A 14,094-nucleotide genomic window follows, 5' to 3' on the forward strand; every position below is an offset into this window, starting at 1 on the left:
CGAAGTATCGCGTCCACCCAGAGTTCCAAGGAAGGGCGCGCTATGTCTTCGACGACGATTTCTGTCGACAAACTCCTTCGCCTGATCGGCACCCCTCGATCGCCCCGCATCATCGATGTCCGCACCGAAGATGACTTTGCAGCCGATCCCCGGCTGATCCCCGCAGGCGTGCGGCGTCCTCATGACGCCGTTCCCCAGTGGATCGACCAGCTCCGGGGCAAGAGCGCGATCATCATCTGCCAGCGCGGGCTCAAGCTCAGCCATGGCGTCGCCGCCTATCTGCGCCATGAAGGCGTGCCGGCCGAAGTGCTGGAGGGCGGTCATTTAGCCTGGATCGATGCGAACGGGAGCGCTGTTCCCCAAGCGGTGGTGCCTCCCCGCGATGGGTTGGGGCGGACGGTTTGGGTCACGCGGGCGCGTCCCAAGATTGACCGCATCGCCTGTCCGTGGCTCATCCGCCGCTTCGTCGATCCGGATGCAGTGTTCCTCTATGTTCCGCCGCCGGAAGTCGTGGGCGTCGCCGAACGTTTCGGCGCAACGCCTTTCGACATCGAGGACGTGTTCTGGAGCCACCGCGGGGAGCTGTGCACCTTCGATGTCATGGTGGAGGAGTTCGGCCTGTCCTCGGGCCCTCTCGACCACTTGGCCAGAATCGTGCGCGGGGCCGACACCTCCCGCCACGATCTCGCTCCCGAGGCAGCGGGACTTCTTGCCGCATCCCTCGGTCTGTCGCGCATGTATGCCGACGATCTGGAGCAGCTCGAGGCCGGCATGGAGCTCTATGACGCCTTCTATCGCTGGTGCCGGGACGCGACCGACGAGACGCACAACTGGCCGACGAACCGGCCCCTGGCCACGAGATGACGGACCTTTCCGAACCGAGCGACAACGCCGGGACGACCTATCAGCCCGACGTCACCATTCCCTTCGCTGAAGGGGTCAAGGTATGGCTGCGCGTCGCCGCCCTCAGCTTCGGCGGTCCGGCCGGGCAGATCGCGGTGATGCACCGCATCCTCGTCGAGGAGAAGCGCTGGGTCGGCGAGAACCGGTTTCTGCATGCGCTGAGCTATTGCATGCTGCTTCCCGGTCCTGAGGCACAGCAGCTCGCGGTCTATCTCGGCTGGCTGCTGCACAAGACCAAGGGGGGGATCGTCGCCGGTGCTCTCTTCGTCCTGCCCGGCTTCGTCTCGATCCTCGCCCTCAGCTACATCTATGTCATTTTCGCCGAGGCTCGCCTCGTCGAGGGCCTGTTCTTCGGCCTCAAGGCCGCCGTCCTCGCCCTCGTTGCCAATGCTCTGGTCAGGATAGGGACGCGGGCGCTGCGCAACCCCGCCATGGTCGCAATCGCGGCGGCGGCGTTCCTTGCCATCTTCGTGTTCGACGTCCCCTTCCCCGCCATCATCCTCGTCGCCGCGCTCGTCGGCTTTCTGGGCGAGCGGACAGCTCCGTCTCTGTTTGGTCCGGCAACCGGACATGCGGCCGGCAAGGGCTTTTTCCTGGCCGACGCCGATTCAGTCCTGGGTCAGGAAACCCCGGCCCATGCCAGACCCAATCTTGGATGGTCGTTGATGGTCTCCGTCGTCTTCCTGGTCCTGTGGCTCGCGCCCGTGCTGGCCCTGCTGGCGATGCTCGGGTTGGACAATGTCTTTTCTCAGATCGCTTTGTTCTTCAGCCAGATGGCTGTGGTGACCTTTGGCGGGGCGTACGCCGTCCTTGCCTATGTCGCCCAGGAAGCTGTCGGCCACTATGGTTGGCTCCAACCCGGCGAGATGCTGGACGGCCTGGGCATGGCCGAGACGACGCCAGGCCCCCTGATCCAGGTTGTCCAGTTCGTCGGCTTTCTCGGCGCCTATCGCGATCCCGGCACGCTGCCTCCACTGGTCGCGGCGAGCCTTGCGGCCGTGCTCACCACCTGGGTGACGTTCGTACCGTGCTTCCTGTGGATTTTCCTCGGAGCGCCCTTCATCGAAAAGCTGCGGGAAAACCGGGCGCTCGGCGCGGCCATGTCGGCGGTGACCGCAGCCGTCGTCGGCGTCATCTGCAATCTGACGGTTTGGTTCGCTCTGCACACGCTCTTTGCCGATCTCTCGCAATGGCGGGGTTTTGGCGCCAGCCTCGAGATTCCCGCCTGGGCATCCCTCGACCCCGTTGCCCTCGCGCTGACTGCTGCCGCGCTCGCCGCCATCTTTGCGCTGAAGGCAGGCCCCATGCTGGTCCTCGTAGCGGCTGCCCTCGTCGGCGCGGCATGGTCGATGTTGACCTAGATCAGATCGAACGCCTCTCCCAAACGTCATATCCCTGGCGAAAGGGAAGCCGCCGGCAGACCTTGTCGCTGGCCTCTGCCGCGACAATATCTGACATTGACAATCATGAATGGGGGCCTTTTTATGCGCCCGCCTGAAACACGAGAGACCACTGCCTGAAAGCTCATGCTCATCTGCCAGTGCAACATGATCACCGACAAGGAAATCGAGGAGATCGTCCTCGGCTTTCTCAGAGCTGACCCGTGGCAGCTTGTGGTCCCCGCCATGGTCTACCGCGAACTCGAACGGCGCGCCAAGTGCAGTGGATGCGTGCCGAATGTGGTGGACATTATCGTCAAGACGACCGAAAATTACCATATGCAGCAAGCCCGTACGCCCGGCGAACTTATCGACGTGCGCGCGCGTCTTGCCACGCTCAAGAGCAAACGCATTGGAGGTCGTCGTGAAAGGCGAAGCACAAGTCATCGAGCGGCTTAACGAGGCCCTCTTTCTCGAACTGGGCGCCGTCAACCAGTATTGGGTTCACTATCGCCTGCTCGAAGACTGGGGTTATACCAAGATCGCGGCCAAGGAGCGCGCCGAATCGATTGAGGAGATGCATCACGCCGACAAGCTGATCGAGCGCATCATCTTCCTCGAGGGCCACCCCAACTTGCAGCGCGTCGCGCCTCTGCGCATCGGCCAGACAATCAAGGAAGTGCTCGAGGCCGACCTTGCCGGCGAATACGACGCGCGTACCGCCTACAAGGCCAGCCGCGAGCTCTGCGAGGAGATCGGCGATTACGTGACCAAGAACCTCTTCGAGGAATTGCTCGCCGACGAGGAAGGCCATATCGACTTCCTCGAGACTCAGCTCGGCCTGCTGGAGAAGATCGGCGAGGAGAAGTACGGCCAGCTCAATTCCGGCTCGGCCGAAGAGGCCGACAAGGACTGACGCCTGTTAAGCCTCGCCGCCCATGCGCCTGGCGAGGCGTTTCCACCTGAATTTCGGAGCGGATGATGAGCTGGCATATCGGGCGTCTCATCGACCACGTGCACCTGCGTGCAGCCAATTTCGCGCTGACCAAGCGGTTCTATTCCGCTGTGCTCGGCGTCCTCGGCCTCAAGATCGAGCAGTCCGGCAAAGGCTGGTTCCAGGTCGACGAGCTCTTCGTTGATGCCGCCGACGCGCGCACCGTCCCGACCCACGTGCACCTCGCCTTCCAGGCGCGCGACCGGGCCATGGTCGACGCCTTCTACAAGGCCGCGCTCGCTAGCGGCGGCACCGACAACGGCCCGCCCGGCGAGCGCGACTACCACCCCGGCTACTACGCCGCCTTCGTCCTCGATCCCGACGGCAACAATATCGAGGCGGTGTACCACGGCCCGTCGATACGCTCGGCTCCGTCGGTCACCATTGATCCGGCGTGAGAGGAGCTGTCATCCCGGTACTCGCGGTTGGCACGCCTCCCCTCTCCCCTCGTGGGAGAGGGACCGCTTTTCCGCGTCCAGAGGAAAAGCAGGGTGAGGGGGTGCAATGGCGCCATATGCACAGCGTTCGGCGGCAAACTGCGACCGCAGCCCCCTCATCCGCCCCTTCGAGGCACCCTCTCCCACGAGGGGAGAAGGGGCAACCGCCGCGCCGGAGTAACGTCGGGCCCGCCGCCTCAGGCCCGGACGTTCACCCTCACCACGGCATCACGGTGATCTGCGGCCAGATCGACTTCGCCCGTGCGCCTTTCGCTTCATGCGTCTTGCGATTGTCGAGCGCAGGATTGGGAGTGATGCGGAACGAGAAGATGTCGTCGAGCCCGAACGGCGCCAGCACGGTGAGGCTTTCGTCCGCCTCGAGGCGCACGGCCACCGCATGGGTTTTCGAGGCATAACGTTCAAGCATCTCGCCCGCTGAGGTCAGCGGCGTGAATGGGGTGCCGAATTTCTGCTCGAACCACAGATGCACCCGCGCCTGGTTACGCGCCTGCACGGGCACCGGCAACTCGGAAAGCTCCGCCTCGAGCCGCCTGATCACCACATCCTCGGCCTCATAGGAGAGGTCCGAGCCGTCGAAGTAAAAGACATCGATATCGTTGACACCGGCCAGAATCGGCCGGCCGGTGAGATGATTCCACACGCCATTGTAGAGCGCGCCGGCCACCAGCAGGTGATCGGGGAGCGCCTCGTCCCGAAGCGTCCGGAGCACGCGCATCAGCACCGGCTCGGCGCGCACGATCTCTTCGAGTGCGGCGCGTTGGATGGCTTTGCCCGCGCCGGCATATCGCAAGGGGTCAGGTAGCACTTGGTCCATGGGGCGAAAGCTAGACCGATTCCCGCCCCCGTCAAATCGCGCCGTGACAGCTACTGCGAGAGCGGCCCGAACATCTCATCGAGCTCGGCAACCACCCCGTCCATACCGTTCGTTGTGCCGGCTGGCGGATCGGGGATCACCGCCACATAGGGCACGCCGCTCGGGAACGCGCCGAACCGGGTAAAGAACGCCACCATGTCCTCGAGCACCGGCAGCCGCCAGCGCCAGGCGGCGCCCATGGCGATCACCGGCTCCATGTGCCCGTAGCCCTCGAAATAGCGCGCCGTCACCCACACTCCGCTCTGGTAGAGCCTCATGGCAAGGTGCTCGGTGTTCTGCATGCGCACGATCGGATCGGTGGTGCCGGTGGCGAGGTACATCGGCGGCGCCTCGGAGGTGACGAGGTTGATCGGCTGCGTGCCTTCGGGGTTCGGCGCCTGACCAAACGCCTCGCGGACCTCATTGTATTCGAAGGGGTAGAAGTCGTAGGGGCCGGAGAGCGCAGCAACGCCGCGGATGTTGAGCGTCACGCCATATTCGCGCAGGAACGACGGGTCGAGCGCCAGCATCACGGCATTGTAGGCACCGGCCGAATGGCCGGCGAGAAACAGCCGCGTCGGATCGCCGCCATAGGTCGAAATATTATCCTCGACCCACTTCAACGCCCTGGCATTGTCCTCGAGGAATTCGGGATAGCGCACCTCCGGCACGTGACGGTAGTCGGCGATGACGGTAACGAACCCGCGCGAGGCCAAAGCCCGGCCAACGAACTGGTAGTCGCCGCGCTCGCCCCGGTTCCAACCGCCGCCATAGATGAAGAAGACCACTGGCGCCGATCCGCCGCGCGCTTCGGGCGCATAGACGTCGAGCTTGAACCGCTGGCCATCGGCAAACGCAATGCCGTCACCGACCTTGGCCGTGCCGCCATCCATGACCCCTGGCAGGTTGAAGGGATCGAGCAGCGAAACCGCCGATGCCGGAGACAATCCGACGGCAAGAAGCACGGCGAGGGTGACAAGAAGCGCCCTGAGGCGTGTCGCGGCGGAGCGGATGATCATTTATGGATGGGGCTGCGGATCTGGGGCAAGGGAATTGGGTTGCCGCCATTAGCCGGACAAAGCGGGAATGAGTATGGCGGTGGCGATCACATTCACGTAGCCGGGCTTGGCGATGTCGGAAGCTGGGCGAGGGCAGGAGGGCCTTGCGGCCGCGGCTCCTGCCCTCTGCTTAAGCGCTGAAAATGCTGCGCCGCGTGGGTTAACGAAACCTTGCCCAACTGTGACCGTTTGAAGGAATTGCGCGCCATGGTTACCGCGCGAGACCTGCGGTGCGGGTTTTACTGCAATGTCCGCAGCAGCCGGCCCGACGCGAAGCCGTCGGGGGTAAGGCCTGCCGCCCGCTGGAAGGCGATGATTGCGGCGCGCGTGCGCGGGCCCACCACCCCGTCGGGCGTTCCGACGTCATAGCCGCGCCGGGCGAGCAGGCTCTGCAGCTCGACGCGCTGGCTTTTGCTGAGGGAGAAGTCACCGGCCGGCCACGGCCGCGCGAACGGCCCGCCGCCGATGATGCGGTCGGCCAAGTGCCCGACGGCCAGCGCGTAGCTGTTGGAATTGTTGTAGCGCTTGATGACGTCGAAGTTCGGCAGCACCAGGAAGGCCGGACCGTCGCCGCCTGCCGGCAGGTAGAGCCGCGCCGTGTCCGAGGGGCGCGGGAAGGCCCGGCCCGAGGTGCGGGCAACGCCGAGCTGCTGCCATTGGCCAAGGGACACCGAGCCCAGCGCCTCGGCCCGCGCAAAGTCGAAGCCGCGGGGCAAAGCGACCTCATAGCCCCAGGTCTCACCTGCCCGCCAGCCATGGGCCCTGAGGTAATTGGCGGTCGAGGCGAGCGCGTCGGGCACGGAATTCCAGATGTCCTTGCGCCCATCGCCATTATAGTCGGCCGCATAGCTCATGAAGCTCGTCGGCATGAACTGGGTATGGCCCATGGCCCCGGCCCAGGATCCGACCATAGCCTGCGGCGCCACATGCCCGTCCGAGACGATGCGCAACGCCGTCAACAGCTCGCGCTTGAAGAAGTCTGCCCGGTAGCCGTTTTCGGTCAGGGTCGCCAGCGCATGTATGGTGTTGTTGCCGCCCATATAGGAGCCGAAATTGGTCTCCATGCCCCAGATGGCAAGGATCGCCTCGGGTTGCACGCCATAGCGCTGGCTGATCGCGGCGAGCGTCTGGGCCCACTCCCCGCGCATCGCACGACCCTTGCCGACCTGCGCGTCGGTGATGCGCTTGCCGATATATTCGGCGACCGTCTGGCTGAACTCGGGCTGCTTGCGGGTCAGTTCCATGACCTTGGGCAGGGGCTGATAGCCGGCAAAGGAGGCCTCGAACGCCTGCCGGGATACCCCCATCGCCTGCGCCTCGGGCCAAAGCCCGGCAACAAAGCTTGCGCTGTTGGCAAGCGGCGAGGCAACAGCCGACAAAGCCAGCACGGCCGCTGCCGCAAGAGCGGCAATGCGCTGCCGGCTGGAACGATTGCGTTGGATCAAAACCATGACGAGCCTCTGACAACCAGCGAATAACCTGCGGTGCGGGCCGGACACGCCGCGCCGACCCGTTAGGGTTATTTTAGCCCACGCAATTAAGATGGCCTTAAGACAATGCACATTGTGCCCCAGCTGCGGTCACAATTATGGCATTGCGTCGTGCGATTCATAACTCATTGCCGTTGCTAGAGATAATTCCGGCGGGTGTCGAGTTCCCGCCCGGTGCAACTATTGCCGCCGCCTAATTCTGGAGGCGCCGACACAATTGGGAGCGCTCGCAATGACCCACCTTTCCTTGATGCCAGCCTTCACGGTTGCCGCGCTGACCGCCATCGCCGCATGCGGGCCGACCATCGCCGCGCCGCCCGCCGACGCGGCTCGCCCATTGCTGCTTGCCCAAGCCGATGACAGCCAGCCGGAGGCCGCCGATGGCAGTGGCCTGACCGACGAGCAGACCCAACGCGCGCTCGAAACGGTGCTCAACATCACCCAGTTCGTCATCATCCACGAGATGGGGCACATGATGGTGGGCGAGTTCGACCTGCCCGTGCTTGGCCACAGCGAGGACGCGGCCGACAATTTCGCCAGCGTCGTTCTACTTGCCGAATTTCCCGACGATGCCAACGACACGCTGCGTGATGCGATGAAGGGCTGGTTCCTGCTCGGCGCCGCCCAGTTCGACAACGACAACGACGATGACGACTTTTCCCTCTATTACGACGAGCACACGCTTTCGATCAGCCGCGGCTACGAGATCCTCTGCCTGATGGTGGGTAGCGACGAAGACACCTTCGGACCGCTGGCCGACGAATACGGGGTCGACGAGGATCGGAAGCAAAGCTGCGCTTTCGACTATGGTCTGGCGGCCGAGGGCTGGTTCACCTTGCTCGCGCCGCACACGCGCGATTCGCAGGATTCGGACGCAGCGGCGGCGAGCGACGGGGACGACGGGACGGACGATCAGCAGGCCGCCCTGACGGTCAGCTATGAGGAACCCGGCGAAGAGCTCGCCGGCGCCCATGACATGCTGGCTAACAGCGGGTTGCTGGAGGGACTGGCGGACCTCATCACCTCCAACTACGCCATGCCCCGTCCGATCGAGGTGACCGCGCGCGCCTGCGGCACCGCCAACGCCGACTACAACTGGCAGAATGCCGAGATCGAGATCTGCTACGAATTCATCGACATGCTCGCCGACCTGGTGGCGAGCGATGCGATGCAGAACCCCGACGACTACACCGTCGCGACGGCTGCACCAGGTATGGAGATCGACCTCAATGCACTTGTCGATGACTGGACGGTAACCGCCGTCGAAAGCGATCCGGAGATGGAGATCTCCGCTATTGTGGAAGACGACCCCTCCTATATGGACGCCGGCCTTTCAATTTCGGGCGATGCCATGACCTGGACGAGCGAACCCGACGGCGGCACGTTCGATGACTGCGCAGACCCCGATCTTTCGCCGCGTGACGACGGCGGCTACGACGTGACCTGCGACGGCGAACCCTGGGGCCCGGAAGCCGTGCTGACCGCCATCGATCCGGACACGATTTCTCTGACCTGGTACGACGGCGCCATCCTGACGCTCAGCCGCGACAGCGCTCGAAGCGGCGCGCGAGGGCAAGGAGCTCCTCCCTCCCCCTTGTGGGGAGGGAAGCGAGATAGGATTTAGCGCCAGCTAAGTCCGTGATCGAGCAGGGTGGGGGTATGCCGCAGCAAACGCGATGCTGCGGTTCCTGCCGCGGCATACCCCCACTCCAGCGTCGTTAGGGGCCTTGCGTCCGAGCTACGCTACCCACAAGGAGGAGGGAGACACGCTCCCCGCAAGCCATTCTCTCCGTGCGCTGTGACGTATACGCCGCCTGCGTCTCGTGTTTCGCGGAGATAACAGCCGATGGGTGGCTGGGTGTTACCCCCTTGTTATCCCCCAACTCGCACCACCCCTCACTCCTTCGCCAGATACGCCCCGACCATGTCCATCAGCTGTTCGGTGCCCTCGCGGCGCTGGTCGACAGTGTCGAGGCCGTCGAGGAACATGCCGTGCTCGGTGACCACCAGATGCGTGCCCGCCCCTTCCGGGCGGAACTCAATGGCGGCAACGGAGACCGAAATGCGCTCGCCGTTGAGATGCATCTCGTAGCTATAGACGATGCGCACGTCCGGCACGATGTCGCGATAGGAGCAGTCGAACGCGTAGGTGGTGTTCTCGTCCATCTTGCCGGTGTAGTATTCGCGTCCGCCCTCGCGGAACTCGAAGTTGCCGGGGGCGGCCTCGCCCGCGCCGAACCAGTTCTTCTTCTGGGCCGGATCGGCGAAGGCCTGATAGACTCGCGAAGGGGCCGCGTCATAGTGGCGCTCGACGGTGAAGCTCCCATGGGCGATCGAACGTTCGGTCATTTGCTCTTTCCTTTTCTTGTCTGTGGTCTGGTGGTTTCGAGATAGCCGGCAAGGCGTCGGAGCCGCTGGACCCACGCCTGGCGGCGGGCGACGATCACTGCGATGAGCCTTTCCATTCGCATGTCTCCCAGGCTTTACCGGCGCATACGCATCCATTCACCGGCAAGGTCGCCGGTGGTGCTGCGTTAGTTTTCAAGGCGCCGTGGCGCCGGTTCAGGTCTTCTTCGTTTTCGTCACGCCCGGATCAGCCGAGAGAAAGTCCCCCAGCCGGTCCAGCCGTCGTTCCCAGCCGAGGCGGCGCTGGTGCAGCCACTGCTCGGCGCGCGACATCGCCTCATTGTCGAGCGTGCAGCTCCTCACCCGCCCGACCTTCTGCGTCTTGACGAGCCCGCTCTGTTCGAGAACGGCCAGGTGCTGGACCACCGCCGGCAACGACATGGCCAGGGGCTTGGCCAGTTCGCTGACCGAAGCCGGCCCCCGGCTCAGCCGGTCGACCATCATCCGGCGGCTCGGGTCCGCCAGGGCGTGAAACATCAGATCCAGCGACCGTTCATCCTTAAGCATAAACTTAAGTAACAGGGCGCATTGGCTTCGTCAACACTAAAGGTATCGCTTAAATGAACGTCGGAGTCGTATCGTGCGCAGGGTGTACTGAGAATCAGGTCAGGCCGAGGCGAAAATGGCCGCTTTCGAGAACCGGAGCGCAACGTATCTTTACCGGAAGCGCAGAAAATGGGCGTTTGCAGACCGGCATCACCTGAATATCAGCGCACCCTGGCAGCGCTGGCTTCGGCGCGATCCAGTAGCAGGTCGCGCTCGCGTGCGTTCTGCGCCATGCTGGCGGCGCGCCGGTATTCGGCCTCGGCTTCGCCGAATCGCTCGAGCCGGCTGAGGAACTCAGCCCGAACGCTTGGTAAGAGGTGATAGGCCTTGAGTGCCCCTTCTGCGGTGAGTTCGTCGACGAGGGCGAGCCCCGCCGCCGGACCCTCGGCCATACCGATGGCCACGGCTCGATTGAGCGCCACGACCGGGGTCGGCGACAATTCCATCAGCTCGTCGTAAAGCGACGCGATCCGCGCCCAGTCGGTCGCCTCCGCCGTGCGGGCACGCGCGTGGCAGGCGGCGATCGCGGCCTGCAGCGTATAAGGGCCCCGTTCGGGGGAGAGCCCCTCGGCTTTGTCGAGCGCATTGAGCCCGCGCCGGATCAGCAACTGGTCCCAGCGGGAGCGGTCCTGGTCGAGCAGCAGCACCGGCGTGCCGTCCTTGTCGACGCGCGCGTGCTGGCGGGAGGCCTGGATTTCCATCAGCGCCACCAGCCCGTTGACCTCGGCCTCGCCCGGCGCGAGGTTGGCGAGGATCCTCCCCAAGCGCAGCGCCTCGTCCATCAGCGCCGGCCGAAGCCAGTCCTCGCCGGAAGTCGCCGAATAGCCCTCGTTGAAAATCAGGTAGATGACCGCCAGCACCGAAGCGAGCCGTTCGGCGCGCTCCTCGCCGAGCGGCACCTCATAGGGAATGTTGGCCTCCGCGATCGTGCGCTTGGCCCGTACCAGCCGCTGGGCGACGGTCGGCTCGGGCACGAGGAAGGCCCGCGCGATCTCGCCCGTCGTCAGCCCGGCCACGAGCTTCAAGGCCAGGGCTGTTCGCGCCTCCATCGAAAGGATCGGATGGCAGGCGGTAAAAATCATCCGCAACAGGTCATCGCCGACATCGTCATCGAGCATGGCGTCGATGTCCGCCTGCGCGGTCTCCTGGTCGGTCTCGGCATCGTATTTCAGCACGTCGAGCTTGCGCGCCATCATCTTGTTGCGGCGGAAATAGTCGATGGCGCGGCGCTTGGCGGTGGCCATCAGCCAGGCACCCGGATTGCTGGGCACCCCGCTCTCGGGCCAATGCTTCAACGCCACCATCATGGCGTCCTGCGCCAGCTCTTCGGCAAGGCTGATATCGCGCACGATCCGCGTCAGCGCCGCAATGAGCTTGGGCGACTCGATGCGCCAAACCGCCTCGAGGACGCGATTGGCCTGGGCGGTGCCCGCCTTTGTGGTCGCTGTGCTGGTTTCTGCGCTCATGGGGGCGGATGAGAGCAAATCCCGCCGCCTCCGGCAAGTGGGGCATTTCCTCTACCGCCCGATCGGCTTCTGCCCGGCGTTCCGCCACGCCTGTTCCCGCTCGAGAAAGGGTTTCGCCGCGTCGTCGGCAGGGAAATCGGCAACCTCATGGGCTTGCCGCACTTCCACCTCCTCGCCTTCACTGAGCGGAACGCGCTGCGCCCAGGCGAGCGCCTCCTCGCGATCCTTGACCTGGATGAGCCAGAAGCCGGCAACGAGCTCCTTTGTCTCGGCGAACGGCCCATCGATGACGACATGCCGTCCATCCCGCCGGCGCACCCGCGCGCCGCTGGCACTTGGATAGAGCCCCTCGCCCGCCAGCAGCACCCCCGCTGCGATCAGTTCGTCGTTGAATCGGCCCATCTCGACGAGTTGCCCGGACGTCGGCGGGCCCCCAGCCTCGCTCTCCGGCGTCGCCTTGAAAATGATCATGAAACGCATCTTGCATCACTCCTTCCTGCCGCAACGCCCGCCCGCCGCATTGCCGCTCACTGACACGACGAGAAGGGAAGAAGGGATTCGACAAATGCACGAAGGATTTTTGTCGGGGCTGCGGAGGAGCGTCACTTGCTCGTCGAACTGGCAAGCCCAGTCGAAGACAGCAGACACTCGCGACGGCGTCCGCGCTTGACACAAGCGAGATGGCTCGGCAGGCTGGCTCTCACGGCGTTGACCAGCCGCCGAGCCGTGGAGCATCCGCCCCAGCCGGGGTTCCATGGGCGAAGGGGAATTGCCCTCAGGTCGTTGATAGTACAGGCCATCTCTGCACCGCGTTGCTTGGGGGACGAGGGTGCCCATGAGGAGGCTTGCTATGACCAAAGACAGTAGCTTCAAGAAAGTTGTCCGCCGCCACGCCGAGGAAACCGGTCAGCGCTACACCCAGGCGCTCGCGGACCTCGAAGGGTTACAAGCCCGAATGTCTCACCAGCCTCTCGGCGAGCGCCTGGTGGCCCATATTCGGGCTCAATACGGAATTGACGCGGTCGCCGCGACGAAGGTCGGCGTACACCATGACCATGTGTTTCGCATCGATCGCCGCGACGGCGAACCGTGGTTGGCGCGCGCGTTCTCGCCGGCCCGACCGCGGATCGGCGTCGAAGGCGATGCCGCGATCCTGCGTTTCCTTGAGCTGCACAACTACCCGGCCGAGCGGCTCGCGACCGACGAGCCGGTATCGGCATTCGACGGCTCGACCGTCCTCGTCACCCGTTTCATCTCCGGCTCGTCGCTCCCAGTGGCCGCCGGACACGAGGGCAGCGAGAAGTTCGCCATCATGGGTGACCTGCTCGGACGGCTGCATACGCTGCCATTCGACGAGTCCGTCAGCCGTCCCGGTGGCGCGGCTGGGGATGATCCCGCCCGCGAGGGCAGCCCGCGCCAGGACCTGCTGGCCGCCCTCTCGTTCCTCGACGCGGTCGACACGAAGGTATCTCCAGCGGGGCGCGAGGGGTTCGAGCAACTCCGCGACCTCGTGCATTCAGCCGACGATGGCCAGGGCCTGCCCGAGGCGCTACTCCACGGCAATCTCCTCCATGCCCCGGATCACGTGATCGTCGGCGCGGACGGACCGGTGGCGATCAACTGGAAGGCGGCCGGATGGGGACCGCGCCTGGCTGATTTCGCCTGGCTCATGTGGGGCACTTGGCGCAATGACGACTGGATCAATCTGGCCGTAGGCGCATACCGACAGCATATCGAGTTGACCGACGACGAGCTCAAGCGGCTCGAGGCGGTAATGTACATACGTCCCCTGTACCTCGCTTGCTTCAGCTACCGGCGTGATCTGGTCAACGGCCGTTGGCCCGAGGAGGTGTGGGGCTTCGCTGACCCAGAGTACATCGGCGCAACTGCAGCCGCGACCCGAGCTGCGTACCGCCGATAGCTCTGCCGGATGCGACGGGTCCGTCCACGACTGTCATCCTCGCGAAGCGAGGGGACCCAGCCTAGAAACACATCAGCCGGCTCGGAAAGATCAGTTCGCTCGCCATCCTGCCCAATTCACACACCTTGCGGCTGGCGCTGAACTCAGGATGGGCTCGGCCTTCGCCAGAGTGACATCGGGGGTGGACGGCTGGAGGAGGATGCGAAAGACTCCCGCGGCAACAAAGGGTTAAGATGGGCCATGTTCGACCACGTCACTCTTGCGGTAAGTGATCTGCAAAAAAGCAAGCTCTTTTATGAGAGGGCGTTCGAAGCCTTGGGATATCGCCTTTCCTTTGGAAAGGAGGGCGTGTTCTGGGCCTTTGACGTCGGCGACGGCAGCTTGTTCGAGATTCAGCGCTCGGAGAGCCCACCGCCTTTGACACGCGTACACGTCGCGTTCCGGGTCAAGAGCGCAACCGAAGTCGACGCGTTCTACCAGGCGGCGCTCGAGGCGGGTGCCATGGACAATGGCGCGCCCGGCCCGCGTCCGCAGTATGCCGCAAGCTACTATGCGTGCTTCGTGCTCGATCCCGATGGGTACAATATCGAGGCCATGCTCAACGAGCCTGCCGCGCGAGC

15 protein-coding genes (1 of these 15 cut by a window edge) are annotated in these 14,094 nt (G+C 64.5%); 8 read left to right on the forward strand and 7 right to left on the reverse strand.

Annotated features, from left to right (window positions below; genetic code table 11):
* The first annotated feature begins 42 nt into the window (after positions 1–42).
* From QQK18_RS06555 to QQK18_RS06575, 5 genes are all read left to right on the forward strand, one after another.
* Positions 43–864 carry a sulfurtransferase/chromate resistance protein gene (locus QQK18_RS06555; RefSeq protein WP_284339503.1) on the forward strand — a complete coding sequence of 274 codons (822 nt, stop codon included), beginning with the start codon at positions 43–45 and terminating at the stop codon, positions 862–864.
* Positions 861–2,264, forward strand: coding sequence for a chromate efflux transporter (gene chrA / locus QQK18_RS06560; protein WP_284339504.1), 1,404 nt, complete (start codon positions 861–863; stop codon positions 2,262–2,264). Before QQK18_RS06555 ends, chrA begins: the two co-directional genes overlap by 4 nt.
* Positions 2,265–2,450: 186 nt before the next feature.
* The gene (locus tag QQK18_RS06565) at positions 2,451–2,741 is read left to right on the forward strand and encodes a (2Fe-2S)-binding protein (RefSeq protein WP_379993999.1); all 291 of its coding nucleotides are present in this window, start codon (positions 2,451–2,453) and stop codon (positions 2,739–2,741) included.
* On the forward strand, positions 2,707–3,198 hold the full coding sequence (bfr, locus tag QQK18_RS06570; protein WP_284339506.1) for a bacterioferritin: 492 nt from the start codon (positions 2,707–2,709) through the stop codon (positions 3,196–3,198). Before QQK18_RS06565 ends, bfr begins: the two co-directional genes overlap by 35 nt.
* Positions 3,199–3,263: 65 nt before the next feature.
* A complete protein-coding gene (locus QQK18_RS06575) occupies positions 3,264–3,674 on the forward strand; it encodes a VOC family protein (protein ID WP_284339507.1) in 411 nt (136 codons plus the stop codon).
* A gap of 256 nt (positions 3,675–3,930) precedes the next feature.
* Here QQK18_RS06575 and QQK18_RS06580 read toward each other — a convergent pair whose 3' ends face one another.
* The 3 genes from QQK18_RS06580 to QQK18_RS06590 form a co-directional block, all read right to left on the reverse strand.
* Entirely contained in the window at positions 3,931–4,548 is a 618-nt protein-coding gene (locus QQK18_RS06580) for a nucleotidyltransferase family protein (protein ID WP_284339508.1), read from the reverse strand.
* 50 nt (positions 4,549–4,598) lie between these two features.
* Positions 4,599–5,606: an alpha/beta hydrolase gene (locus QQK18_RS06585; protein WP_284339509.1), complete on the reverse strand. Its 1,008-nt coding sequence runs from the start codon at positions 5,604–5,606 to the stop codon at positions 4,599–4,601.
* Between the two features lie 278 nt (positions 5,607–5,884).
* Positions 5,885–7,096: a lytic murein transglycosylase gene (locus tag QQK18_RS06590; protein ID WP_284339510.1), complete on the reverse strand. Its 1,212-nt coding sequence runs from the start codon at positions 7,094–7,096 to the stop codon at positions 5,885–5,887.
* Between the two features lie 271 nt (positions 7,097–7,367).
* Between QQK18_RS06590 and QQK18_RS06595 the strand changes: the two genes are divergently transcribed.
* A complete protein-coding gene (locus tag QQK18_RS06595; RefSeq protein ID WP_284339511.1) occupies positions 7,368–8,759 on the forward strand; it encodes a DUF4344 domain-containing metallopeptidase in 1,392 nt (463 codons plus the stop codon).
* A 272-nt stretch (positions 8,760–9,031) separates the two neighbouring features.
* Here the strand turns inward: QQK18_RS06595 and QQK18_RS06600 are convergent, their stop codons facing one another.
* The 4 genes from QQK18_RS06600 to QQK18_RS06615 all read right to left on the reverse strand — a co-directional run bounded on the left by QQK18_RS06600 (position 9,032) and on the right by QQK18_RS06615 (position 12,033).
* Positions 9,032–9,484 (reverse strand): SRPBCC family protein, encoded by a 453-nt coding sequence (locus QQK18_RS06600; RefSeq protein WP_284339512.1) that lies wholly within the window; start codon positions 9,482–9,484, stop codon positions 9,032–9,034.
* A gap of 213 nt (positions 9,485–9,697) precedes the next feature.
* The gene (locus QQK18_RS06605) at positions 9,698–10,048 is read right to left on the reverse strand and encodes an ArsR/SmtB family transcription factor (protein ID WP_379993995.1); all 351 of its coding nucleotides are present in this window, start codon (positions 10,046–10,048) and stop codon (positions 9,698–9,700) included.
* A gap of 200 nt (positions 10,049–10,248) precedes the next feature.
* Positions 10,249–11,571, reverse strand: a complete 1,323-nt coding sequence (locus tag QQK18_RS06610) for an RNA polymerase sigma factor (RefSeq protein WP_348523211.1) — start codon at positions 11,569–11,571, stop codon at positions 10,249–10,251.
* Positions 11,572–11,604: 33 nt separating this feature from the next.
* Positions 11,605–12,033 carry a YciI family protein gene (locus QQK18_RS06615; protein WP_284339514.1) on the reverse strand — a complete coding sequence of 143 codons (429 nt, stop codon included), beginning with the start codon at positions 12,031–12,033 and terminating at the stop codon, positions 11,605–11,607.
* A gap of 370 nt (positions 12,034–12,403) precedes the next feature.
* Between QQK18_RS06615 and QQK18_RS06620 the strand changes: the two genes are divergently transcribed.
* Both QQK18_RS06620 and QQK18_RS06625 read left to right on the forward strand, forming a co-directional pair.
* Positions 12,404–13,474: a phosphotransferase enzyme family protein gene (locus QQK18_RS06620; protein ID WP_284339515.1), complete on the forward strand. Its 1,071-nt coding sequence runs from the start codon at positions 12,404–12,406 to the stop codon at positions 13,472–13,474.
* Between the two features lie 240 nt (positions 13,475–13,714).
* On the forward strand, positions 13,715–14,094 hold the 5' portion of the coding sequence (locus QQK18_RS06625; RefSeq protein WP_284339516.1) for a VOC family protein. The gene runs 4 nt beyond the window's last position; only the first 380 of its 384 coding nucleotides appear in the window; its start codon is at positions 13,715–13,717; its stop codon lies beyond the right edge, outside the window.

Source organism: Devosia nitrariae, assembly GCF_030160115.1.
GTDB classification, from domain to species: Bacteria; Pseudomonadota; Alphaproteobacteria; order Rhizobiales; family Devosiaceae; genus Devosia; species Devosia nitrariae.